At 69.0% G+C, this 23,538-nt stretch carries 19 protein-coding genes; 14 read left to right on the plus strand and 5 right to left on the minus strand.

The genetic code is table 11. The features are described from left to right. Positions 1-210: 210 nt before the first annotated feature. The 3 genes from ACWGIH_RS01865 to fdxA are packed head-to-tail and all read left to right on the plus strand — an operon-like array spanning position 211 to position 3,447. On the plus strand, positions 211-2,082 hold the full coding sequence (locus ACWGIH_RS01865; protein WP_453691574.1) for a 2-oxoacid:acceptor oxidoreductase subunit alpha: 1,872 nt from the start codon (positions 211-213) through the stop codon (positions 2,080-2,082). Beyond that, entirely contained in the window at positions 2,072-3,130 is a 1,059-nt protein-coding gene (locus ACWGIH_RS01870; protein ID WP_453691576.1) for a 2-oxoacid:ferredoxin oxidoreductase subunit beta, read from the plus strand. The genes ACWGIH_RS01865 and ACWGIH_RS01870 overlap by 11 nt, the downstream gene beginning before the upstream one ends. Then, entirely contained in the window at positions 3,127-3,447 is a 321-nt protein-coding gene (gene fdxA, locus ACWGIH_RS01875) for a ferredoxin (RefSeq protein WP_453451802.1), read from the plus strand. The genes ACWGIH_RS01870 and fdxA overlap by 4 nt, the downstream gene beginning before the upstream one ends. A gap of 5 nt (positions 3,448-3,452) precedes the next feature. Here the strand turns inward: fdxA and ACWGIH_RS01880 are convergent, their stop codons facing one another. From ACWGIH_RS01880 to ACWGIH_RS01895, 4 genes are all read right to left on the minus strand, one after another. Then, positions 3,453-4,178, minus strand: a complete 726-nt coding sequence (locus tag ACWGIH_RS01880; RefSeq protein ID WP_453451801.1) for a class I SAM-dependent methyltransferase — start codon at positions 4,176-4,178, stop codon at positions 3,453-3,455. A gap of 155 nt (positions 4,179-4,333) precedes the next feature. Then, on the minus strand, positions 4,334-6,760 hold the full coding sequence (locus ACWGIH_RS01885; protein WP_453451800.1) for a SpoIIE family protein phosphatase: 2,427 nt from the start codon (positions 6,758-6,760) through the stop codon (positions 4,334-4,336). Between the two features lie 150 nt (positions 6,761-6,910). Then, positions 6,911-9,322 (minus strand): MFS transporter, encoded by a 2,412-nt coding sequence (locus ACWGIH_RS01890; RefSeq protein WP_453451799.1) that lies wholly within the window; start codon positions 9,320-9,322, stop codon positions 6,911-6,913. Positions 9,323-9,551: 229 nt separating this feature from the next. Continuing rightward, on the minus strand, positions 9,552-9,995 hold the full coding sequence (locus tag ACWGIH_RS01895; RefSeq protein WP_451221815.1) for an SRPBCC family protein: 444 nt from the start codon (positions 9,993-9,995) through the stop codon (positions 9,552-9,554). Positions 9,996-10,148: 153 nt separating this feature from the next. Here ACWGIH_RS01895 and ACWGIH_RS01900 point away from each other — a divergent pair, with 153 nt between their 5' ends. Both ACWGIH_RS01900 and ACWGIH_RS01905 read left to right on the plus strand, forming a co-directional pair. Further along, positions 10,149-11,198 carry an Rv2578c family radical SAM protein gene (locus ACWGIH_RS01900; protein WP_453451798.1) on the plus strand — a complete coding sequence of 350 codons (1,050 nt, stop codon included), beginning with the start codon at positions 10,149-10,151 and terminating at the stop codon, positions 11,196-11,198. A 64-nt stretch (positions 11,199-11,262) separates the two neighbouring features. Further along, complete coding sequence (locus ACWGIH_RS01905; protein ID WP_453451797.1) at positions 11,263-11,655, plus strand: RidA family protein; 393 nt, start codon at positions 11,263-11,265, stop codon at positions 11,653-11,655. Here ACWGIH_RS01905 and ACWGIH_RS01910 read toward each other — a convergent pair. Further along, positions 11,652-12,221 (minus strand): adenylosuccinate lyase, encoded by a 570-nt coding sequence (locus ACWGIH_RS01910; protein WP_453451796.1) that lies wholly within the window; start codon positions 12,219-12,221, stop codon positions 11,652-11,654. The genes ACWGIH_RS01905 and ACWGIH_RS01910 overlap by 4 nt on opposite strands. Before the next feature lie 348 nt (positions 12,222-12,569). On the opposite strand from ACWGIH_RS01910, the gene ACWGIH_RS01915 reads away from it, so the two are divergent. The 9 genes from ACWGIH_RS01915 to pssA all read left to right on the plus strand — a co-directional run bounded on the left by ACWGIH_RS01915 (position 12,570) and on the right by pssA (position 23,468). Beyond that, complete coding sequence (locus tag ACWGIH_RS01915) at positions 12,570-14,360, plus strand: 3-hydroxyacyl-CoA dehydrogenase family protein (RefSeq protein ID WP_453451795.1); 1,791 nt, start codon at positions 12,570-12,572, stop codon at positions 14,358-14,360. Positions 14,361-14,505: 145 nt separating this feature from the next. After that, entirely contained in the window at positions 14,506-15,315 is an 810-nt protein-coding gene (locus tag ACWGIH_RS01920; protein ID WP_409060583.1) for a TetR family transcriptional regulator, read from the plus strand. 407 nt (positions 15,316-15,722) lie between these two features. Then, positions 15,723-17,060: a crotonyl-CoA carboxylase/reductase gene (gene ccrA, locus ACWGIH_RS01925; RefSeq protein WP_453451794.1), complete on the plus strand. Its 1,338-nt coding sequence runs from the start codon at positions 15,723-15,725 to the stop codon at positions 17,058-17,060. A gap of 17 nt (positions 17,061-17,077) precedes the next feature. Next, complete coding sequence (locus tag ACWGIH_RS01930; RefSeq protein WP_453451793.1) at positions 17,078-19,105, plus strand: protein meaA; 2,028 nt, start codon at positions 17,078-17,080, stop codon at positions 19,103-19,105. Next, positions 19,102-20,067, plus strand: coding sequence for an HpcH/HpaI aldolase/citrate lyase family protein (locus ACWGIH_RS01935; RefSeq protein ID WP_363209448.1), 966 nt, complete (start codon positions 19,102-19,104; stop codon positions 20,065-20,067). Before ACWGIH_RS01930 ends, ACWGIH_RS01935 begins: the two co-directional genes overlap by 4 nt. A 1-nt stretch (position 20,068) precedes the next feature. Beyond that, on the plus strand, positions 20,069-20,593 hold the full coding sequence (locus tag ACWGIH_RS01940; RefSeq protein ID WP_453451792.1) for a MaoC family dehydratase: 525 nt from the start codon (positions 20,069-20,071) through the stop codon (positions 20,591-20,593). A gap of 2 nt (positions 20,594-20,595) precedes the next feature. Next, complete coding sequence (locus ACWGIH_RS01945) at positions 20,596-21,801, plus strand: acyl-CoA dehydrogenase family protein (RefSeq protein ID WP_453451791.1); 1,206 nt, start codon at positions 20,596-20,598, stop codon at positions 21,799-21,801. Positions 21,802-21,970: 169 nt separating this feature from the next. Next, positions 21,971-22,627 (plus strand): phosphatidylserine decarboxylase, encoded by a 657-nt coding sequence (locus ACWGIH_RS01950; RefSeq protein ID WP_367046333.1) that lies wholly within the window; start codon positions 21,971-21,973, stop codon positions 22,625-22,627. Next, positions 22,614-23,468: a CDP-diacylglycerol--serine O-phosphatidyltransferase gene (gene pssA, locus ACWGIH_RS01955; RefSeq protein WP_249586749.1), complete on the plus strand. Its 855-nt coding sequence runs from the start codon at positions 22,614-22,616 to the stop codon at positions 23,466-23,468. The genes ACWGIH_RS01950 and pssA overlap by 14 nt, the downstream gene beginning before the upstream one ends. Positions 23,469-23,538 lie beyond the last annotated feature (70 nt).

Consider the following 23,538-nt stretch of genomic DNA (forward strand, 5'->3'; position numbering starts at 1 on the left):
CAGCCCCTCTCGATCACGAGCCCGCACGGAATCAATTCAACTACCGATGAAGTCTACATAGCGTGAGTTCAGCGGTCCAGCCGCTCGACGCCGGCACCTCCGGATGAATTCAACGTCTATTGAAATATTCTGACGGCGCTTCTAGGCTCGGCCCTGGCGGCGGTCGGACGGCCGCTCGACCGCCCAACCACCCACCGTGAGAGAGGACTTGTGCCGGTGACGAAGCAGACAGAGCGGCTCGATCGAGTCATCATCCGTTTCTCGGGTGACTCCGGCGACGGCATGCAGCTCACCGGGGATCTGTTCACCTCGGAGACGGCATCCTTCGGCAACGACCTGTCCACGCTGCCGAACTTCCCCGCCGAGATCCGCGCTCCCGCGGGCACGCTGCTCGGAGTGTCCAGCTTCCAACTCCACTTCGCCGACCACGACATCCTCACGCCGGGCGACGCGCCGAACGTCCTGGTCGCGATGAACCCGGCCGCGCTGAAGGCCAACCTCGGTGATGTGCCCCGGGGTGCCGAGATCATCGTGAACACGGATGAGTTCACGCCGCGCGCACTCCAGAAGGTCGGGTTCTCCTCAAGTCCCCTCGAAGGGAACGAGCTTGACGCGTACCGGGTGCACCCGGTGCCGTTGACGACGCTGACGGTCGAGGCGCTCAAGGAGCACGATCTGTCGCGCAAGGACGCGGACCGGTGCAAGAACATGTTCGCGCTGGGTCTGCTGTCGTGGATGTATCACCGGCCGACCGAGGGCACGGAGAAGTTCCTGCGGACCAAGTTCGCCAAGAAGCCTGCCATCGCCGAGGCGAACATCGCCGCCTTCAGAGCGGGTTGGAACTTCGGTGAGACCACCGAGGACTTCGCGGTCTCCTACGAGGTCGCCCCGGCAACCGAAGCCTTCCCCGCCGGCACCTACCGCAACATCTCCGGCAATCTCGCCCTCTCGTACGGCCTGATCGCTGCGGGACGCCAGACGGGCCTGCCCCTGTTCCTCGGCTCGTATCCGATCACCCCGGCCTCCGACATCCTGCACGAGCTGTCCAAGCACAAGAACTTCGGCGTCCGCACCTTCCAGGCCGAGGACGAGATCGCCGCGATCGGCGCCGCCCTGGGGGCCGCGTTCGGCGGCTCGCTAGCCGTCACCTCCAACTCCGGCCCCGGTGTGGCGTTGAAGTCGGAGACGATCGGCCTCGCGGTGTCGTTGGAGCTGCCGCTGCTGATCGTGGACATCCAGCGCGGCGGGCCTTCGACCGGTCTGCCGACCAAGACCGAGCAGGCGGATCTGCTGCAGGCCATGTTCGGGCGCAACGGCGAGGCACCGGTGCCGATCGTGGCGCCCAAGACGCCGGCGGACTGCTTCGACGCCGCCCTCGAAGCGGCGCGGATCGCGGTCACCTACCGCACCCCGGTGTTCTTGCTGAGCGACGGCTACCTGGCCAACGGATCCGAACCCTGGCGGATCCCACAGGCCGATGACCTACCCGAGATGCTGGTGCAGTTCCCGCAAGGGCCCAACCATGTCCTGGAGGACGGGACCGAGGCCTTCTGGCCCTACAAGCGCGACCCGGAGACACTCGCGCGTCCCTGGGCGATCCCGGGCACCCCCGGTCTCGAACACCGCATCGGCGGCATCGAGAAGCAGGACGGCACCGGCAACATCTCCTACGACCCCGCCAACCACGACTTCATGGTCCGCACCCGCCAGGCCAAGATCGACGGCATCCAGGTGCCCGACCTCGAAGTCGACGACCCCGGCGGCGAGGCACGACTGCTGGTCCTCGGCTGGGGTTCGACCTACGGGCCCATCACCGCAGCCGTCCGGCGCCTGCGCCGCGCGGGAACTCCCGTCGCCCAGGCTCACCTGCGCCACCTCAACCCCTTCCCGCACAACCTGGGCGAGGTCCTCAAGCGGTACGACAAGGTCGTCGTCCCGGAGATGAACCTGGGCCAGCTCGCCCTGCTGATCCGCGGGACCTACCTGGTCGATGTCGTCTCCCACACGCAGGTCAACGGGATGCCGTTCAAGGCCGAGCAGCTCGCCACCGCCCTCAAGGAGGCCGCCCGCCATGCCCACTGAGGCCCTCACCCTCATCCCCAAATCCGACCTGCCGCTCACCGCCAAGGACTTCAAGTCCGACCAGGAGGTGCGCTGGTGCCCCGGCTGCGGTGACTACGCCGTCCTGGCCGCCGTACAGGGCTTCATGCCCGAACTCGGCCTGGCCAAGGAGAACATCGTCTTCGTCTCCGGCATCGGCTGCAGCTCACGCTTCCCGTACTACATGAACACCTACGGGATGCACTCCATCCACGGCCGCGCCCCCGCCATCGCCACCGGACTCGCCTCCTCCCGCCGCGACCTGTCCGTGTGGGTGGTCACCGGCGACGGCGACGCCCTGTCCATCGGCGGCAACCACCTCATCCACGCCCTGCGCCGCAACGTGAATCTGAAGATCCTGCTGTTCAACAACCGGATCTACGGCCTCACCAAAGGCCAGTACTCCCCGACCTCCGAAGTCGGCAAGATCACCAAGTCCACGCCGATGGGCTCCCTGGACGCGCCCTTCAACCCGGTGTCGCTCGCCATCGGCGCGGAGGCGAGCTTCGTGGCCCGCACCGTGGACTCCGACCGCAAACACCTCACCTCCGTACTGCGCGAAGCCGCCGAACACCCCGGCACCGCGCTCGTGGAGATCTACCAGAACTGCAACATCTTCAACGACGGCGCCTTCGAAGTCCTCAAGGACAAACAGCAGGCCGAGGAAGCCGTGATCCGCCTGGAACACGGCCAACCCATCCGCTTCGGAACCGACCGCGCCAAAGGCGTCGTACGCGACCCCGCCACCGGCGACCTCAAAGTCGTCCCGGTCACCCCTGAAACAGAGCCCCACATCCTCATCCACGACGCGCACTCGACCTCGCCGACGCTGGCCTTCGCCCTCTCCCGCCTCGCCGACCCCGACACCCTGCACCACACCCCCATCGGCGTCTTCCGCGACGTCGAGCGCCCGGTCTACGACACCCTCATGTCCGACCAGCTCGACACCGCGATCGAGCAGAACGGCAAAGGCGACCTGGCCGCACTGCTCGCCGGCAACGACACCTGGACCGTGGAGCGATCCTCATGACCTATGTCATCGCCCAGCCCTGCGTCGACCTCAAGGACAAGGCCTGCGTCGACGAATGTCCCGTCGACTGCATCTACGAAGGCGCGCGGAAGATGTACATCCAGCCCGACGAGTGCGTCGACTGCGGTGCCTGCGAGCCCGTCTGTCCGGTCGAGGCCATCTTCTTCGAGGACGACACTCCCGACGAGTGGCAGGACTACCGGAAGACGGACCTCGAGTTCTTCGCCGAGCTCGGCTCCCCGGGTGGTGCCGGCCAGCTCGGGCCTCTCGACCGCGATCATCCGGTCGTCGCCGCGCTGCCCGCACCGCCCCTCTGACGGGCTCAGCCCACCCGCCCCACCACCAGCCACTTCGACGGCAGTTCGATCCGCGTGCCGTCCGGGGCGAACTCGGTGGTGGTCAACGGAAGTTCACCCTTCGCGAGCACCTTCAGGCCCGCCGCGGTGACGTACTCCGGCACCGCGGCGTCGGCGACCTCGCCCGGCGCGATGCCGTGCGCGAACACCGGCGCCAGCTTCGGCGGCGGGCCCTCGGGGCTCTGGGCGAGGCCTCGCAGGATCGGGCCCGCGGCCTCGGCGAGCTCCACCACGAACGCTCTGCCGCGCTCGCCGAGCAGCGTCGCGATGCCGTCGACGAGCGGCTGGCGGTCGTCGGGATCGCACTGGTGGAGCACGCCGCGCATGTAGATGTTCGCGTCGCCGATCTCCGCGTGCAGTTGCTCCGCCTCGGCCTTCTCCGCGGCGTCGACCTGCCGGAACTCCACCTGTCCCGCCGGGTCGGCGTCCCGTGCGAGGCGCAGTGCGGCGGCGGACAGGTCGGCGCCGAGGACGCGCGGGTAGCGGTCGGCGAGGAAGCGCGACTGGGTGCCGTTGCCGCAGCCGAGGTCCAGGAGGGGCAGGCCCGCGGCCACCATGTGCGGTTCGAAGAGGGCGAGGTGAATGCCTGCCGTGAGCACGGGTTCCGCGTCCCAGAAGACTGCTCCCGCTTCGGCGGGCGCATCCCGCCAGAACCCCTCCCAGGCATCCCTGTACCGACGCGTGACGCTCATGCCCAGCTCCCCAGGATTGCGACGACGACCGCCGAAGCCGACGGCAAGATCGGTCTATCGCGCCCGGGGTGCACGGACAAGTCACCGGCGCCATCAATCCCGCGCCCTCGACACCTTTCCGCCGTGCGCACGCCCCCGCGGAGCGCCCGGAGCCCTTATGCGCGCGGCGGTCCCAGCTCGAACCACACGGTCTTGCCGGAGGTCGTACGGCTGGTCCCCCACTCCTTGGCGAGCACGCTGACGATCCGCAGACCGCGCCCGAACTCGTCGCCGGGGCCCGCGTTCAGCAAGGTGGGCAGGGTGTGGTCGTCGTCCTCGACCTCGCAGATCAGCGTGGCCCCGGAGCGGACGAGGCGGAGTTCGACCCGGCCGCCGCGCGCGTGCCGTACGGCATTGGTGACGAGCTCGCTGACCAGGAGTTCGGCGGTCTCGGCGAGGGTGTCGCGGGACCAGGTGCGCAGCTGGTCGCGGACCAGATCGCGGGCCCTGCTCACCTCGCTCGGGTCGAGTGCGAGCCGCCAGCTCGCGACGTCCTCGTCCGCGATGCCGTTCAGGCGTGCCATCAGGAGGGCCACGTCGTCCTTGCGCCCGCCGCGCGTGTTGAGGGCGCGGATGATGGTGTCGCAGGCGGTGTCCATGGAGGCGGCCGGGTGGGCCGCGGACTCGGTGAGCGTGGCGAGGCCGACGCCGATGTCCTCGCCGCGGACCTCGACGAGGCCGTCGGTGCACATCAGGAGCCGGTCGCCGGGCGCCACGCGTACGGTGACCGCCTCGAAGGGCACGCCTCCCACGCCGATGGGCGCCCCCGTCGGCAGGTCGAGGAGTTCACTGCGGCCGTCTTCGGCGCGCACGAGCACGGGCGGGATGTGTCCCGCGTTGGCGAGGTGCAGCTCGCTCGCGATGGGGTCGTAGACCGCGTACAGGCAGGTCGCGAGGTAGTGCTCACCGAGTCGCTGTGCCAGGTCGTCGAGGTTGCGCAGGAGCTGGGCGGGCGGCAGGTCCAGGGCGGCCATGGTCTGTACGGCCGTGCGCAACTGGCCCATCATCGCCGCCGAGTTGAGGCCGTGGCCCATCACGTCGCCGACGACGAGCGCGGTGCGCGATCCGGGCAGCTTCACGGAGTCGAACCAGTCGCCGCCGACCCGGCCGAGGAGCGTGCCCGGCAGGTAGCGCGTGGCGATGTCGCAGCCGGTCATGCGTGGCTCGATGTGCGGCAGCATGCTGTCCTGGAGGGTGTCGGCGACGCTCTCCTGGTAGGTGTACATGCGGGCGTTATCGAGCACGAGGCCCGCGCGGGCGGCGAGTTCGGCGCCGGTGACGCGGTCCATGTCGTTGAAGACGGGCCGCTCCCTGTGGCGCAGCAGGATCATGAATCCGAGCACCACATTGCGGGCCTTCAGCGGTACGACGAGCATCGAGCGGTGGTTGATGAGCGGGCGGATGTCGCGCTTCTCGAACTGCGAGGCGATCGCGTTGCCCATCTCCTCGGTGATGCGCGGCACGAGGACCGGATCGCCCGAGGTCATGCACTGGAAGAACGGGGTGTGCGACGGGAAGGGCATGGATTCCCCGACGGGTACGACGTCGTCCCAGCGGCCCGGTTCGTCCGTGTGCTCCACGGCGACCCGGTGCCACATCGTGGTCTCGTCCGGCGGCCCCTCGGGGAAGCCCTCGCCCGCGACGACCTGTTCGCGCAGGTATGTGCCCGCGACGTCCGTGAACCGGGGCACGACGGCGCGGCTGACCTCGATGATGGTGCGCGAGAGGTCGAGCGAGGAGCCGATGCGTCCGCTGACCTCGTTCAGGAACTCCAGGTGCTCGCGCACCGCCGCGTATTCGAGGTCCTCGCCCTCGTCGCGTATGCCGGGCTCGGACGTGCCGCTGTCGGCGGCGGCCTGCTGGGCGCGCAGCCTGCGCGCCCTGCGCTCGGCGCGCCGCGGCACGCCCCAGTCGGGCGTGACGGGAACACGGTCGTGCTTGCTGAACTCCAGGACGGGATAGCCCAGTTCCAGGATCTGCGCCACGATGCGGGAGCTCTCGCCCACGCTCATGCTCGGCAGGATCTCGGGCAGCCGGCCGGCCAGCTCGTCCGCCCCGGGGAAGTCCGTGTGCAGGGCGAAGCCCGGCGCGATCCGCTCGACCTGACCCGGCTCGGGGTCGTCCTCGTCGGCCAGCCGGTCGGCGTCCGCCGCGAGGACGAGCAGCCGCTCCGGCCCGGGACCGATGAGGGGGTACGCCCACCACAGGACGTCCACCCTGTGGCCTTGGCCGCCGGGCACGGAGAGCCGCGCGCGCCCGGCGGCGGGGTACGAGATGCGTCCGTCGAGGGAGGTCCCCAGGTCGGGCCCCAGGCCGTCGTACTCGCCGTAGTCGGCGTGGCCCTCGGGGATGGCCCCGGACACCGGGAGCAGGTCACCCGCCGGGGTGCCGACCGCCGTCTCCTTCGCGTACCCGAACAGTTTCCGCGCGCCGGTGCTCCAGTGCGACACGAGGCCCGCGCCGTCGATGACGACCACGGCGAGTGGGATCCGGCCGGCCACGGCATGCTGCGCCACCGGCCCGCCCGGGGTGCCGTATTCCATGGCCAACGCTCCTTCCGGCGGCACCGCGAAGGCCTGCACCGCCCCAACCACCGTACGACCGGCAGAGGTTGCCATGCGGTGCAATAGGGGAATTGGGACCCACGGGGGCGCCTCCGGCGGGTATTTTCTTTCCCTCCCGCCAAAAGGGCCCTAGTCCTCGTGGCCCAGCTGGAGATCCCGCTCCGTACGGCCCCCGCCCGCGACCTGGAGCACGGTGGCCACCGGCGGGTAGCCCGCGGCGATGACCGTGTACTCGCCGGACGACAGGTCGATGAACCGGAAGGTGCCGTCCTCCCTGGTCGTGAGGGTGTCCACGACGTTGCCCGCCGCGTCGAGCAGCGTCACGCGGGCATCCTCCACGGGCCGCCCGCCGTTGGCCCGCACGGTGCCCCGCAGGACTGCGCCGCCGGCGAGCTCGACGTCCTGCCGTGTCTCGCGGGACGCCTGCACGCTGACGGGCAGGGCCGCGGGGCGGAAGGCGGGTGCGCTGGCGGCCAGGGTGTACTCGCCGGCCACCAGCTCCGTGATCACGTAGCCGCCTTCGCGTCCGCTGCGGGTGGTGGCGACGACCTCGCCGCGGACGTCGGTGAGGGTCACCGCGGCGTCCCTGACCGGGGTTCCGTCGGCGGTGACCACGCTGCCGGCCAGGCGTCCCGCGCCGCCGAGCACCACGTCGAGCTCCACGGGGCGCTCGCCGACGGTGACGGTGACCGCCTGCGGCTGGTGGCCGCCCGCGGCCGCGATCAGGACGAACGATCCCGAGCCCGGCGTGGAGAGCGCGTAGCGCCCGTCGTCGCCGCTCGCGCCCCGGCCGATCTGCCGGCCCCCGACGTCGATGAGGGTCAGGGCGGCGCGGGGTACGACGGTGCCGTCCGGGTGCTGCACGGTGCCGCAGACGGGCACACCGGCGGCGTAGGAGGTACGGGCCTGCGGAACGGGTGCGGCTTCGGCGGTGGGGGCGTCCTGGGACGCTGCGCTGGACAACAAGGGGGTCTCCTTGAGGAAGAAGGTGATCAGCATGCCGAGGGCGAGCACCGGCACCAGATAGAGGAAGATCCGGGGCATCGCGTCGGCGTACGCCTGGATGTAGCCCTCGCGCAGCGGGGCGGGCATCGCGTGGACGAGCTGCGGGGTGATGGCCTCGGGGTCCGGAAGACCGGCCCCGGCCGGGATGCGGTCGGCGAGCGAGTCCGCGAGGCGGTCGGCGAAGAGCGTGCCGAAGATGGCGGCGCCGACACTGCCGCCGATCTGCCGGAAGTAGTTGTTGGCGCTGGTGGCCGTGCCCAAGTCGGAGGGGCGTACGGCGTTCTGCACGGCGAGGATGAGCACCGGCATGACGAGGCCGACGCCCGCGCCGAGCACGGCCATCCAGATGCTGTAGTGCAGCCGGGGCGTGTCGGCCTCGAGGCGGGAGAGCAGGAACATGCCGATGACGGACAGGACGCCGCCGACGACCGGGTAGATCTTGTAGCGCCCGGTGTGGCTGATGAGCTGGCCGGAGAGGATCGAGGCGCCGACCACGCCGCCCATCATCGGCAGCATGAGCAGTCCGGACTCGGTGGCGCTCGCCCCGTCGACCATCTGCAGGAACGTCGGCAGGTAACTGGCCGCCCCGAAGAGGGCGATGCCCACGACCATGCCGACCAGCGCGGTGATGTTGAAGACCGAGTCGCGGAACAGGCGCAGCGGGATGATCGGTTCTGCGGCGAAGCGTTCGGCGACCACGAAGAGCACGATCGAGGCGAGGGCCCCGGCCGCGAGCCCCAGGATGACGCGTGAGCCCCACTCGTACTCGGTGCCGCCCCAACTGGTCAGGAGTACCAGGCAGGTGGAGGCGGAGGCGAGCAGCAGCGCGCCCAGTACGTCGAGCCGGGCCTTCACCGCGCGCTTGGGCAGCTTGAGTCCGAAGCTGACGACGAGGAGGGTGACGAGCCCGAAGGGCACGTTGAAGTAGAAGCACCAGCGCCAGGTGACGTGGTCGGTGAAGAAGCCGCCGAGCAGGGGCCCCGCGACCGACGCGAGGCCGAAGGCGGCGCCGATCAGGCCCATGTAGCGGCCGCGTTCCCGGGGCGGGACGATGTCCGCGATGATCGCCTGCACGCCGATCATGAGTCCGCCCGCGCCGATGCCCTGGATGGCGCGGAAGGCGATGAGCTGGTCCATCGTGCGCGACCAGCCGGCGAGGGCGGAGCCGACGATGAAGATGAGGATCGCGAACTGGAAGACGCCCTTGCGTCCGAAGAGGTCGCCGAGCTTGCCGTAGATGGGCAGGCCGATCGTGGACGTCAGCAGGTAGGCGGTGATCGCCCAGGACATCTTGTCCAGGCCGTGCAGCTCACCGACGATCTTCGGGAGCGCGGTGGCGACGATCATCTGCTCGAGGGCGGCGAGCAGCAGGGCGAGCATGAGTCCGACGAAGACCATGCGGACGCGCCCGGGGCTGAGTCCCGCCGCCGCCGACATGTGTTCTTGAGGTGGGGGCGGCTCCTCGATACCCGGAGGCACCGCCACCACCGGCAAGTCCCCCTGCTCGGCGCCCTTCACCAGCGTCGTGCCGCCCACGTCCTGCTCCCCTCGTCTGCGCCTGCGCCGCATTTCTCGCATTACGCGACAACTACGAGCAAGCGCGACGAGTCGCCCTTGTCGGGGGTCCGGCACACGTATGCGCCGGTGGGAGCCCTACGCCGTACAATTGGCCCGAACAGAAAACCACTCGAAACGGTGAGCGTGACAACAACCCTGTCGGGCTACCGGAGTTGAGGTCCGGTCGGACGTACTCCTGCTTCTCGCCCTACTTCTCGACCTCCGCGGCGAGCTTGCCGAGCACCTCGTCGTAGATCCGACCGAGCCCCTTGGGGGCGAAGGTCTTCTCGAAGAAGCCGCCGATGCCGCCCGCGCCGTTCCACACGGTGGAGACGACCACGCGCGCCTTGCCCTCCCCCGCCGGGGTCACGGTCCAGGTGGTGACCATGGAGGAGTTGCGGTCCTTCTCGACGAGCTCCCCGTCGGTCGGCTCGCTGACCTCGAGGAGGCAGTCCCGGATGCGCTTGCTGGTGGCCTGCAGCTTCCAGTGGACGAGCGTCCCCTCGCCGTCGCCGCCCTCGCGCACCTCGAACTCGCTGAAGTGCTCCGACAGGATCTTCGGACGCGTGCCTTCGTAGTCGGCGAGCGCGTCGAAGACGTCCTCCGGCTGCGCCGCGATGATCCGCTCCGTGGTCGCCTCGACCTGCGCCATGGCACTTCCTCCAGCACTCGGTTGTTCAGGGTGATCCCCGGAAGCCAACCACCCTGCGTACCGGCCCCTCAAATCGGGGTCGCCGAGGCATCCCCTCGCACGATCAAGGGAACATGTGTTCTATTCTGTGGTCAGTGCTACCGAGGAGGCGTCATGCGCTGGGAGAACCTCGCCGACGGGCCGTCACGGGGTGTCGCGGATGCCGCGCTGTTCGGCGCGGACGCGGTCACCACAAGGACCTTCGACACCCCTGAGTTCCGTGGGATCACCTTTCACGAGATCCGGGCCAGAACGATCGTGAACCGGGTGCCCGGAGCGTCCCGCATGCCGTTCGAATGGACGGTCAATCCGTACCGGGGCTGCACGCACGCGTGCGTCTACTGTTTCGCGCGCAAGACGCACAGCTATCTGGACCTGGACACGGGGCTCGGCTTCGACAGCCAGATCGTGGTCAAGGTCAACGCCCCCGACCTGCTGCGCCGCAAGCTCGCCTCGCCCCGTTGGCAGGGCGAGCACATAGCGATGGGCACGAACGTCGACTGCTATCAGCGGGCCGAGGGGCGCTACGGCCTCATGCCGGGGATCATCGCCGCCCTGCGCGACCACGCGAACCCCTTCTCCATCCTCACCAAGGGCACGCTGATCCTGCGGGACCTCGACCTGCTGCGGCAGGCCGCCGATGTCACCGACGTCGGGATCTCCGTCTCGGTCGGCTTCGTCGACCAGGAGCTGTGGCGCACCGTGGAACCGGGCACGCCCGCCCCGGAGAGGCGCCTGGACGTCGTACGGACGCTGACCGATCACGGCATCGGGTGCGGGGTGCTCATGGCGCCGGTGATCCCCTTTCTCGGGGACCGGTCCGAGCAACTGAGGGCGACGGTACGGGCCATCGCCGCCTCGGGGGCGACGTCCGTGACCCCGCTCGTGCTGCACCTGCGGCCCGGGGCGCGCGAGTGGTTCATGGCCTGGCTGCAGCAGCACCACCCGTATCTCGTGCGGCGCTACGAGCGGCTGTACGCGGAGGGCGCCTACGCACCCAAGTGGTACCAGCGGCGCATCACCCGCCAAGTGCACGAGCTGGCCGAGGAGTTCGGCATCGGACCCACGCGTGCGGACGCGGCCCGGCGCCTCCGCGCGCCCCGCACCCCTGACACCGAGCCCGCCCCCGCCCCGCCCGGCGGCACCCAGCTCACCCTCCTGTGAGCCCGCCCCGCCAACCCGCGGCCCCGCCGGGGGTGTTGTCCCACCGGTGGTCCAGGATGGAGCCATGAGCCGGCTGACCCACATCAACGCCCCCGACGGCGTCTTCCCCGCCACCGCCTACACGCACGTCGTCATGGGCACCGGCCGCTTCGTCGCGATCTCCGGGCAGCTCCCCCTCGACCAGGACGGAGAGCTGGTCGGCGAGGGCGACCCGGCCGCCCAGGCGCGGCAGGTCTTCGACAATCTGCGGCGCTGCCTGCTGGCAGCGGGCGGCGGCTTCGGCGACATCGTGAAACTGACGTACTACGTCACGGACATGGCGCACATGCCCGCGATCCGGGCCGCGCGGGACGTCCACATGGACCCGGCGCGACTCCCGGCCTCCTCCGCGGTGCAGGTCTCCGGACTCGTCTCGCCGCGGTTCCTGATGGAGATCGAGGCGTACGCCGTCCTCTAGGCCGGCAGGCGGGCGAGGGCCGCGGACGCCGCCGCCGCGAGCCGCGGAAAGCCGCACGCCTGCGTCAGGACCGGCCGGGCCCGCGGGTCTCCCAGCGCCCCCAAGCCCTCCACGCACGCCAGCGCGATCTTCCCGTACGGGTCGTGCGGGGCGAGCCTGCGCTGCAGCGTGGTGATGAGGGCGGGCGCGGATTCGGGCGCGCGCAGCTCGGTGAGCAGACGCACGGGGTGCAGGGCGTAGGCGACGCGTAGCTCATTGGTGGCCAGGGCGGCTGCCGCCCGTGCCGTACGAGGATCACCCAGCCTCGCCAGGGCGTACGCGGCGGCCGCGCAGCGTGAGGGGTCCCGGTGGTTGAGGAGCAGCACCAGGGCCTCGAAGGCCCTGCGGTCCCCCGCGATGCCGAGCCGGACGGCCGCCAGTTCCCGGGCCCACAAGGGTTCGCCCGCCCCGACGAGCACCTCCGCGAGTTCCTCCACATCGCCGGTCGCGACCAGCCTCTCGTAACTCTCCGAGACTCCCGCCTCGCGGCGTAAGCGTTCCGTCACCGTGCGCAACTCCACGTCCATGACGGGGAGCCTATCCGCGATGTAGATCACAAACCCTGGGGACTGGCGCGCTCGTTACTCGCCGGTTAGTCTCAAGTGAGCGGGGCACACTCCCTGTCAGCAGTATCTGAACCTCGCAGCGGCCTGGTGACGCAGCCGGTGCGAGCGAGTGTTTGTCGGTTCGGTGCTTCGAGCACCTCAGCTCCACCCAGTACGACGTGGCTCCGGGACAGAGCCGGTCGACTCCTCACGGGCGTATGCGTGATGCCGCCCGGTCACGACACAGCAGCTCATCCTCCGTACGCCGCGCCGCCGTTGCCGCGCACCGCGTGCACCCCTCAGTCGTCACTCACTTCCTGGAGTCCACGCATGGACACTCCCCTGAACACCGTCGCCGTGATCGGTCTCGGCACCATGGGCACCGGCATCGCCGAAGTCCTGGCCCGCGCGGGACGCGAGGTCATCGGCATCGACATCAGCGAGGCCGCGGGCGCCCAGGCCGTCGCCTCCATCGAGTCGTCCACCGCGCGGGCCGTGCGCCGTGAGCAGCTCACCGAGGACGAGCGGCGTGACGCGCTCGCCCGCGTCCGCACCTTCACCGACCTGCAGGCCGCGGCCGACGCCGATCTGGTGATCGAGGTCGCCCCGGAGTCGTACGAGATCAAGCAGCAGATCATCCGCGAGCTCGACGGCGTCGTGCGGCCCGGGACGATCATCGCGACCGGCACGAACGCGCTGTCCGTGACCCGTCTGGCCGCCGAGTCGCAGCGCCCCGAGCGGGTTCTCGGCCTGCACTTCTTCAATCCGGCCCCGGCGATGAAGCTGGTCGAGGTCGTGTCGTCCGTGCTCACCGCGCCCGCGGCCGTCGCCTCCGTCACCGACCTCGCCCACGCGCTCGGCAAGGAGCCCGTCGCGGTCGGCGACCGGCCCGGGTTCGTCGCCGACGGCCTGCTGTTCGGCTACCTCAACCAGGCCGCCGCGATGTACGAGGCCAAGTACGCGTCGCGCGAGGACATCGACGCGGCGATGCGTCTGGGCTGCGGACTGCCGATGGGCCCCCTCGCCCTGCTCGACCTGATCGGCGTCGACACCGCCCGCACGGTCCTGGACGCGATGTACTCCGAGTCCCACGACCGCCTGCACGCACCCGCCCCGATCCTCAAGCAGCTCAGCGAGGCGGGCCTGACCGGACGCAAGGCGGGGCGTGGTTTCTACTCATACGACGAGGCCGCGGGGCCCGGCAGTTCGGTCGTCGTGCGGGACGCGCTGACCCCGCCGGAGGACGGGCGGCAGTCCGGCGGGCGCACCATCCGCTCGGTCGGCGTCGCGGGCTCCGGCACGATGGCCTCCGGGATCGCCGAGGTCTTCGCCAAGGCCGGCTACGACGTGGTGCTCGCCGCGCGCAGTGAGGAGAAGGCGGAGAAGGCCAAGTCCCGTATCGCCAAGTCGCTTTCGCGCTCCGTCGACAAGGGGCGGATGACGGCGGAGACCGCGGCCAAGACCCTGGACCGCATCACGCCGGCCGGTACGTACGACGCGTTCGCCGACGTCGATCTGGCCCTCGAGGCGGTCGCCGAGGACCTGGAGATCAAGCAGCAGCTGTTCGCGGCGTTCGACAAGGTCTGCAAGCCGGGCGCGATCCTGGCGACCACGACCTCGTCCCTGCCGGTCGTCGCGTGCGCCCGCGCCACCTCGCGCCCGGGCGACGTGATCGGCATGCACTTCTTCAACCCGGCTCCGGCGATGAAGCTGGTCGAGGTGGTCCGCACGGTCCTCACGGACGACGACGTGCACGCGACGGTCCGGCAGGTCTGCTCGACGATCAAGAAGCATCCGGTGGACTGCGGCGACCGCGCCGGTTTCATCGTGAACGCGCTCCTGTTCCCCTACCTCAACAACGCGATCAAGATGGTCCAGGAGCACTACGCGACGCTCGACGACATCGACGCCGCGATGAAGCTCGGCGGCGGCTACCCCATGGGGCCCTTCGAGCTCCTGGACGTCGTCGGCCTCGATGTCTCGCTCGCCATCGAGAAGGTCCTGCACCGCGAGTTCCGCGACCCGGGCCTGGCCCCCGCTCCCCTGCTCGAACACCTGGTGGCCGCGGGCTGCCTCGGCCGCAAGACCGGCCGCGGCTTCCGCGAATATGCCCGACGGTAGGCCGGAAGCGGACGGGAGCGCGCCCGACGGCGGACCGCGCACGGACTGGGGCGGGCTGCTCGAACCGTCGGGCGGCCCCGTCCCGCCGTCCCGCGGCCCCGTACCGCAGGAGCACTCGGCTGCGCATATGCAGTACGTTCGGGTCATGCCCAAGGCCGCCAAGTCCTCACGTACGCCCGCTACGCCCGACGCTCCGGAGAGCGCGGCGGGCAGCCGCGCCGCCGCCCAACGCCTCAAGATGCGCCGGGAGCTGGCGGCCGCCGCGATGGAACTCTTCGCGTCCAAGGGGTACGAGGCGACGACGGTCGACGAGATCGCCGCACAGGCCGGTGTCGCACGCCGGACCTTCTTCCGCCACTTCCGCTCCAAGGAAGAGGCGATCTTCCCGGACCACGACGACACGTTGATCCGGGCGGAGGCGGTCCTGAACGCCGCGCCGCCGCACGAGCACCCGCTCGACACGGTGTGCCGGGGCATCAAGGAAGTCATGAAGATGTACGCGGCGTCGCCCGCCGTGTCCGTCGAGCGCTACCGCCTGACGCGTGAGGTCCCCACGCTGCGCGAGCGCGAGATCGCCTCGGTGGCTCGCTACGAACGGCTCTTCACGCGCTATCTCCTGGGCCACTTCGACGAGCAGGCGCACCACGACGGGAACGACGACCCGCTCCTGGCGGAGGTCGCCGCCTCGGCCGTGGTGACGGCGCACAACCACGTCCTTCGCCGGTGGCTCCGCGCGGGCGGCCAGGGCGACGTGGAGACCCAGCTGGACCACGCCTTCGCCATCGTCCGCAGGACCTTCGGTTCGGGCATCGGGGCGGGGCGTGACACCACCACGGCTCCGGCGGCCTCGGTGAGCACCGGGGGCGATGTGCTGGTCACCGTGGCCCGGACGGACGCACCGCTCGACGAGATCATGCGGACGATCGAGAAGGCGCTGCGGGAGCGGGATTCCTAGATCCAGATCCCATTTTCCACCCTTTTGTCCTGGGCTTTTGAAGGGGCGCTACCCACGGGTAGCGCCCCTTTCGCCATGCCGCCACACCCCCTGACCTGCACTGATCGATCATCCATCAAAAATTGATGGCACTCAGTGTCTTGCTCACTGGCACGCGGTGTCATACGTTGATGTTGTCCGGGCGGCCGGCGTGCAGAGAACCTTCGTACGCCGGCTGTCCCCACAAGCCACGGCTCGTGCGCCCGGACGCCTGCGTCACAGGCAACCTCCCGCGCCACACCAAGCGCTGCCGAGCAACACCTTCGCCGAACCGACGGCACACCCTCACAAGCACCAGCAGCACCCGACGTAACCCTCAAGAGCGTGTTCCCCTCAAAGGGGGCACGAACTTCGCCGGAGGCATCACCGTGAAGGAAATCCTGGACGCGATCCAGTCGCCGGACTCCACGTCCGCCGACTTCGCCGCTCTTCCGCTCCCCGACTCGTACCGCGCGATCACCGTGCACAAGGACGAGACGGAGATGTTCGCCGGGCTCGAGACCCGCGACAAGGACCCCCGCAAGTCGATCCACCTGGACGACGTGCCGGTCCCCGAACTCGGCCCGGGCGAGGCCCTGGTGGCCGTCATGGCCTCCTCGGTCAACTACAACTCCGTGTGGACCTCGATCTTCGAGCCCGTCTCCACGTTCAGCTTCCTGGAGCGGTACGGCCGGCTGAGCGAGCTCACCAAGCGCCACGACCTGCCGTACCACATCATCGGCTCCGACCTGGCGGGCGTCGTGCTGCGCACCGGACCCGGCGTGAACGCCTGGAACCCGGGCGACGAGGTCGTCGCGCACTGTCTGAGCGTCGAGCTGGAGTCCTCCGACGGACACAACGACACGATGCTCGACCCCGAGCAGCGCATCTGGGGCTTCGAGACCAACTTCGGCGGGCTCGCCGAGATCGCCCTGGTCAAGTCCAACCAGCTCATGCCCAAGCCGGACCACCTGAGCTGGGAGGAGGCCGCTTCCCCCGGCCTGGTGAACTCCACCGCCTACCGCCAGCTGGTCTCGCGCAACGGCGCCGGGATGAAGCAGGGTGACAACGTGCTGATCTGGGGTGCGAGCGGCGGTCTTGGCTCGTACGCCACCCAGTTCGCCCTGGCCGGCGGCGCCAACCCCATCTGTGTCGTCTCCAGCCCCGAGAAGGCCGCCATCTGCGAGGCCATGGGCGCCGAGGCGGTCATCGACCGCAACGCCGAGGGCTACAAGTTCTGGAAGGACGAGCACAACCAGGACCCCAAGGAGTGGAAGCGCTTCGGCAAGCGCATCCGCGAGCTGACCGGCGGCGAGGACGTGGACATCGTCTTCGAGCACCCGGGCCGCGAGACCTTCGGCGCCTCGGTCTACGTCACCCGCAAGGGCGGCACGATCGTCACCTGCGCCTCGACGTCGGGCTACAACCACGAGTACGACAACCGCTACCTGTGGATGTCCCTGAAGAGGATCATCGGCTCGCACTTCGCGAACTACCGCGAGGCCTGGGAGGCCAACCGCCTCATCGCCAAGGGCAAGATCCACCCCACCCTCTCCCGCGTCTACTCCCTCGAGGACACCGGACAGGCCGCCTACGACGTGCACCGCAACCTCCACCAGGGCAAGGTCGGCGTCCTCGCCCTCGCGCCCCAGGAGGGTCTCGGCGTGCGCGACCCGGAGATGCGGGCCAAGCACATCGACGCGATCAACCGCTTCCGGAACGTCTGAGGGCTGAGGGTTCGCACATGACAGAGCGTCAGAAGGACCGGCCGTGGCTCATGCGGACCTATGCCGGCCACTCCACGGCCGAGGCGTCCAACGAGCTGTACCGGCGCAACCTCGCCAAGGGTCAGACGGGCCTCTCGGTCGCGTTCGACCTGCCCACGCAGACCGGCTACGACCCGGACCACATCCTCGCCCGCGGTGAGGTCGGCCGGGTCGGGGTCCCCGTCTCGCACGTCGGCGACATGCGACGGCTGTTCCAGGACATCCCCCTGGAACAGATGAACACCTCGATGACGATCAACGCCACGGCCATGTGGCTTCTGGCGCTCTATCAGGTGGTCGCGGAGGAGCAGGGCGTGGACATCACGCAGCTCCAGGGGACGACGCAGAACGACATCGTCAAGGAGTACCTCTCGCGCGGGACGCACGTCTTCCCGCCGGGGCCCTCCCTCCGCCTGACCACCGACATGATCACCTACACGGTGGCGCACATCCCCAAGTGGAACCCGATCAACATCTGCAGTTACCACCTGCAGGAGGCCGGGGCCACTCCGGTGCAGGAGATCGCGTACGCGATGTCCACGGCCGTCGCCGTGCTCGACGCCGTGCGCGACTCGGGGCAGGTCCCCGAGGAGAAGTTCGGTGACGTCGTCGCCCGTATCTCCTTCTTCGTGAACGCGGGCGTCCGCTTCGTCGAGGAGATGTGCAAGATGCGGGCGTTCGGCCGCATCTGGGACCGGATCACCCGCGAGCGGTACGGCATCACCAACCCCAAGCAGCGCCGGTTCCGCTACGGCGTGCAGGTCAACTCACTCGGCCTGACCGAGGCGCAGCCGGAGAACAACGTCCAGCGCATCGTCCTGGAGATGCTGGCCGTCACGCTCTCCAAGGACGCACGCGCGCGTGCCGTGCAGCTGCCCGCCTGGAACGAGGCCCTCGGCCTGCCGCGGCCGTGGGACCAGCAGTGGTCGCTGCGCATCCAGCAGGTGCTCGCCCTGGAGAGCGACCTCCTGGAGTACGAGGACATCTTCGAGGGCTCACACGTCATCGAGGCCAAGGTGGAGTCCCTCGTCGAGGAGTCGCTCGCCGAGATGGACCGCATCGAGCAGATGGGCGGCGCGATGGCCGCCGTCGAGTCCGGCTACCTGAAGTCGCAGCTGGTCTCCTCGCACGCCGAGCGCAGGGCACGCATCGAGTCGGGCGAGGAGAAGATCGTCGGCGTCAACGCCTACGAGTCGACCGAGCCGAACCCGCTCACCGCTGACCTGGACACCGCGATCATGACGGTGGACCCGGCGGTCGAGAACCGCGTGGTGAACGCCCTCAAGCACTGGCGCGACACCCGCTACCAGCCGCCGTTCAACCACCCGCGCCCCTGCAAGGCCCTGGAGCGCCTCAAGGAGGTCGCCGCGGGTACGGGCAACCTCATGGAGGCCACCCTGGAGTGCGCACGCGCCGGCGTGACGACCGGCGAGTGGTCCGGCGCCCTGCGGGAGGTCTTCGGGGAGTTCCGGGCGCCCACGGGCGTCTCCAGCGCTCCGGTGGCCGTCACCGCGGAGGCGGGCACGCCGCTCGCCCTCGTCCGCGACAAGGTCGCCAAGACCGCCGCCGACCTGGGCACCGGCAAGCTGCGCTTCCTGGTCGGCAAGCCGGGCCTGGACGGACACTCCAACGGGGCCGAGCAGATCGCGGTGCGTGCGCGTGACGCCGGCTTCGAGGTCGTCTACCAGGGCATCAGGCTCACGCCCGAGCAGATCGTGGACGCCGCGCTCGCCGAGGACGTGCACGCGGTGGGCCTCTCGATCCTCTCCGGCTCGCACGCGCAGCTCGTCCCGGACGTGCTCGTGCGCCTGCGTGACGCGGGCGCGCCCGACATCCCCGTCATCGCGGGCGGCATCATCCCCAACAGCGACGCCGAGGACCTGAAGGCGGCGGGTGTGGCCGCCGTCTTCACCCCCAAGGACTTCGGTATCACCGAGATCATCGGCCGTATCGTCGACGAGATCCGGAAAGCGAACAAGCTCGACCCACTGGAGGTCCCCGCATGACCGCGCCCATCAACCGCCTTCGCCCCCGCCGCTCGTGTCTGGCGGTACCGGGTTCGAACCCGCGCTTCCTGGAGAAGGCCCAGGGCCTCCCCGCCGACCAGGTCTTCCTCGACCTGGAGGACGCCTGCGCGCCGCTCGCCAAGCCCGAGGCCCGGCACACCATCGTCAAGTTCCTCAACGAGGGCGACTGGACGGGCAAGACGCGCGTCGTGCGCGTCAACGACTGGACGACCGAGTGGACGTACCGCGACGTCGTCACGGTCGTCGAGGGCGCGGGCCAGAACCTCGACTGCATCATGCTGCCGAAGGTGCAGACGGCGGACCAGGTCGTGGCGCTGGACTTCCTTCTGACGCAGATCGAGAAGACGATGGGCTTCGAGGTCGGCAAGATCGGCATCGAGGCGCAGATCGAGAACGCGCAGGGCCTGAACAACGTCAACGCGATCGCGCAGGCGTCCCCGCGCGTCGAGACGATCATCTTCGGCCCGGCCGACTTCATGGCCTCGATCAACATGAAGTCCCTGGTCGTCGGCGAGCAGCCGCCCGGTTACCCGGCCGACGCCTACCACTTCATCCTGATGAAGATCCTGATGGCGGCGCGCGCCAACAACCTCCAGGCGATCGACGGCCCCTACCTCCAGATCAAGAACGTGGACGGCTACCGCGAGGTCGCGAACCGCGCCGCCGCGCTCGGCTTCGACGGCAAGTGGGTCCTGCACCCCGGCCAGGTCGACGCCGCCAACGAGGTCTTCTCGCCCTCCCAGGAGGACTTCGACCACGCCGAGCTGATCCTCGACGCGTACGACTACTGCACCTCCGAGGCGGGCGGCAAGAAGGGCTCGGCGATGCTCGGCGACGAGATGATCGACGAGGCGAGCCGCAAGATGGCGCTCGTCATCTCCGGCAAGGGGCGCGCCGCGGGCATGACCCGTACCTCCAAGTTCGAGATCCCGGAGGCCTGACATGCAGTTCGGCCGCACCTACGAAGAGTTCACCGTCGGGGACGTCTACAAGCACTGGCCCGGAAAGACGGTCACGGAGTACGACGACCACCTCTTCTGCCTGCTGACGATGAACCACCACCCCCTCCACATGGACAGCAACTATGCGGAGAAGACGACCGACTTCGGGAAGAACGTCGTCGTGGGCAACTACATCTACTCGCTGCTTCTGGGCATGTCCGTGCCGGACGTCTCGGGCAAGGCGATCGCCAACCTGGAGGTCGAGTCGCTCAAGCACGTGGCGCCGACGTTCCACGGCGACACGATCTACGGCGAGACCACGGTCCTGGACAAGACTCCGTCGAAGTCCAAGTCGGACCGCGGGATCGTCCATGTGGAGACCAAGGGCTACAAGCAGGACGGCACGCTGGTCTGCGTGTTCCGCCGCAAGGTGATGGTCCCCACCGAGACGTACATCAAGGAGCGCGGTGGCGAGCAGCCCGGCCGCCCGGAGCTGCTCGCCCCCAAGAAGAGCCAGGAGAAGTAGCCATGAGCCGACTCGCGCAGACCGCAGGTCTCACCGACATCCAGCAGGAGATCCTGGCCACGGTCCGGGACTTCGTCGACAAGGAGATCATCCCGGTCGCCACGGAGCTGGAGCACCGTGACGAGTATCCGCAGCAGATCGTGGACGGTCTCAAGGAGTTGGGCCTCTTCGGGCTCATGATCCCTGAGGAGTACGGCGGTCTGGGCGAGTCGCTGCTCACGTACGCCCTGTGCGTCGAGGAAATAGCGCGTGGCTGGATGTCGGTCTCCGGCATCATCAACACCCACTTCATCGTCGCCTACATGCTCAAGCAGCACGGGACGCAGGAGCAGAAGGACACCTTCCTGCCGCGCATGGCGGCCGGCGAGGTGCGCGGCGCGTTCTCCATGTCGGAGCCCGCACTCGGCTCCGATGTGTCCGCGATCACGTCCAAGGGCGTCAAGGACGGCGACGAGTACGTCCTCAACGGTCAGAAGATGTGGCTCACCAACGGCGGAACGTCGACTCTGGTGGCCGTTCTGTGCCGGAGTGACGAAGGACACCCGGAGGGCACCGCCCCCCACAAGTCGATGACGACCTTCCTCGTCGAGAAGGAGCCCGGCTTCGGCGAGGTCCGTCCCGGCCTCACCATCCCGGGCAAGATCGACAAAATGGGTTACAAGGGGGTGGACACCACCGAACTCATCATGGATGGGCTGCGAATTCCAGCCAATCGTGTGCTCGGCGGGGCCACCGGCCGTGGGTTTTACCAAATGATGGACGGCGTCGAAGTCGGCCGTGTGAATGTTGCGGCTCGTGGTTGCGGTGTCGCGCAGCGTGCATTTGAGCTCGGCGTCTCTTATGCCCAGCAACGTCACACTTTCGGCAAGGCGATCGCCCAGCACCAGGCGATTCAGTTCAAGCTGGCCGAGATGGCTACCAAGGTCGAGGCCGCCCATGCGATGATGGTGAACGCAGCACGCAAAAAGGACTCGGGGGAACGAAACGACCTCGAAGCAGGAATGGCGAAGTACCTCGCGTCCGAATACTGCAAAGAAGTCGTAGAGGACGCGTTCCGGATCCATGGCGGTTACGGCTTCTCGAAGGAGTACGAGATCGAGCGTCTGTACCGTGAGGCCCCCATGCTGCTGATCGGCGAAGGTACCGCCGAGATCCAGAAAATGATCATTGGACGCCGACTGCTCGAAGAGTATCGATTCCAGGGCTAGATGCCCGATTTGGGGTGATTTCATCGAGAAGAAGGTCACACCCTGTCAACACTCTTCGGCCGTCGACTCCGCTTCCTGGCTTGCCCAGTTGTGGCTCGCAACCGATACCATCCGGAAAAAGCCGCCGTCCCCCGTTCATGCGCGGCATCATCCGCTACGAAGGTCATCCATGCCCCACAGCCAAACCTCTGCACCACGCGACAGCCTCGCTGGCGTACGCCTTGCGCGCGGAGCATCGCCGTGGCTCCTGCCGACTGTCGCCACCGCGGCACTCAGCCTGGTGCGCGCGCGTCGCTCCAAGGGCGCCGCGGCCGTAGCTGTACCCGTCACCGCTCTGGCGGCGGGCATGCTGTGGTTCTTCCGCGACCCCGAGCGCGACATCGCCCAGGGCCGGGTCATCTCCCCGGCCGACGGTGTGGTGCAGAGCATCATGCCGTGGAAGGACGGACGCACCCGCGTCGCGATCTTCATGAGCCCGCTGAACGTCCACGTCAACCGGGCGCCCCTCGCGGGCACGGTGACGTCCGTGGAGCACATCCCCGGCGGGTTCGTCCCGGCGTTCAACAAGGAGAGCGAGAACAACGAGCGCGTTGTCTGGCACTTCGACACCGAGCTCGGTGACATCGAGATGATCCAGATCGCGGGCGCGGTCGCGCGGCGCATCGTTCCTTACGTGCCCCAGGGCACGAAGGTGGAGCAGGGCGAACGGATCGGCCTGATCCGCTTCGGCTCCCGTGTCGACATCTACCTCCCCGAGGGTGTCGACGTGGACGTCGAGGTCGGTCAGAAGACCGTGGCTGGGGTGACTCGCATTGACCGTGGTTGATCCTGAGACACAGGCGGGCTGGGTGCCCGAGGCGGCCGAGGACGAGGCCGACGAGGAGATGCCTCTCTCACTCCGCCTCTCGATAGCGGACACCCTCACGCTCGGTAACGCCACGTGCGGGTTCATGGCGGTGTACTTCACCACCACCGGCATCCTCATCCCGCACCTCCAGGGCAGCAACGAAAGCGGCATGGCGCGGCACTCCGCCGCGACCGCCGTGATCCTGATGCTCTGCGCGGCCGTCTTCGACCTCTTCGACGGGCTCGTGGCGCGCAAGCTGCGGTCCTCGCCGATGGGCGCGGAACTCGACAACCTGTCGGACCTGATCAGCTTCGGTCTGGCCCCCGCGTACTTCGTGCTCGTCTACGGCATGGTCGCCGACGACGCGCACCAGAGAGTGGCCGCGGTCGGAGCGATCGTCGTGCTGTTGGCGGTGGTGCTGCGGCTCGCGCGGTTCAGCTGCGTGACCGTGAAGGACGGCACCTTCCAGGGCATGCCCTCGCCCTTCGGCGCGCTCACGGTCGTCTCGATCGTGCTCCTGGAGCTGCCCTTCGTGGCGACGCTCCTGGCGATCATCGGTACGGCGTGGCTCATGGTGAGCCGGGTCGAGTACCCCAAGCCGCGGGGTCCGCTCGCGGTGGCCATGCTCGCGTGGATCGTCGCGGCCATGGGGCTGCTCGCGGCCTGGGCGTTCGAGGCGCCCGGCGGCCAGCTGCTGCTGCAGACCGGCTGCGCGCTGCAGCTGGTGCTCGGCGCGGTCATCCCGCTGTTCGCCACGGCCCGCCGGGTGAACAACTTCCGGGACAACCGGCGCGAGGCGCGGGCGGCTCAGCTGCCGTAGCGGTTTCTGTACGTTGCCAGAAGGGGCCCGAACCAATTGGTTCGGGCCCCTTCTGGTTGTTCCGGCACTT

It is taken from the genome of Streptomyces sp. NPDC054872 (genome assembly GCF_053610705.1).

Excerpts from the sequence above, each read along its gene's own strand:
- ACWGIH_RS01870 (WP_453691576.1), top strand. The coding sequence starts at position 2,072 with ATGCCCACTGAGGCCCTCACCCTCATCCCCAAATCCGACCTGCCGCTC.
- fdxA (WP_453451802.1), top strand. The coding sequence starts at position 3,127 with ATGACCTATGTCATCGCCCAGCCCTGCGTCGACCTCAAGGACAAGGCC.
- ACWGIH_RS01880 (WP_453451801.1), bottom strand. The coding sequence starts at position 4,178 with ATGAGCGTCACGCGTCGGTACAGGGATGCCTGGGAGGGGTTCTGGCGG.
- ACWGIH_RS01885 (WP_453451800.1), bottom strand. The coding sequence starts at position 6,760 with ATGGAATACGGCACCCCGGGCGGGCCGGTGGCGCAGCATGCCGTGGCC.
- ACWGIH_RS01895 (WP_451221815.1), bottom strand. The coding sequence starts at position 9,995 with ATGGCGCAGGTCGAGGCGACCACGGAGCGGATCATCGCGGCGCAGCCG.
- ACWGIH_RS01900 (WP_453451798.1), top strand. The coding sequence starts at position 10,149 with ATGCGCTGGGAGAACCTCGCCGACGGGCCGTCACGGGGTGTCGCGGAT.
- ACWGIH_RS01905 (WP_453451797.1), top strand. The coding sequence starts at position 11,263 with ATGAGCCGGCTGACCCACATCAACGCCCCCGACGGCGTCTTCCCCGCC.
- ACWGIH_RS01910 (WP_453451796.1), bottom strand. The coding sequence starts at position 12,221 with ATGGACGTGGAGTTGCGCACGGTGACGGAACGCTTACGCCGCGAGGCG.
- ACWGIH_RS01915 (WP_453451795.1), top strand. The coding sequence starts at position 12,570 with ATGGACACTCCCCTGAACACCGTCGCCGTGATCGGTCTCGGCACCATG.
- ACWGIH_RS01920 (WP_409060583.1), top strand. The coding sequence starts at position 14,506 with ATGCCCAAGGCCGCCAAGTCCTCACGTACGCCCGCTACGCCCGACGCT.
- ACWGIH_RS01930 (WP_453451793.1), top strand. The coding sequence starts at position 17,078 with ATGACAGAGCGTCAGAAGGACCGGCCGTGGCTCATGCGGACCTATGCC.
- ACWGIH_RS01935 (WP_363209448.1), top strand. The coding sequence starts at position 19,102 with ATGACCGCGCCCATCAACCGCCTTCGCCCCCGCCGCTCGTGTCTGGCG.
- ACWGIH_RS01940 (WP_453451792.1), top strand. The coding sequence starts at position 20,069 with ATGCAGTTCGGCCGCACCTACGAAGAGTTCACCGTCGGGGACGTCTAC.
- ACWGIH_RS01945 (WP_453451791.1), top strand. The coding sequence starts at position 20,596 with ATGAGCCGACTCGCGCAGACCGCAGGTCTCACCGACATCCAGCAGGAG.
- ACWGIH_RS01950 (WP_367046333.1), top strand. The coding sequence starts at position 21,971 with ATGCCCCACAGCCAAACCTCTGCACCACGCGACAGCCTCGCTGGCGTA.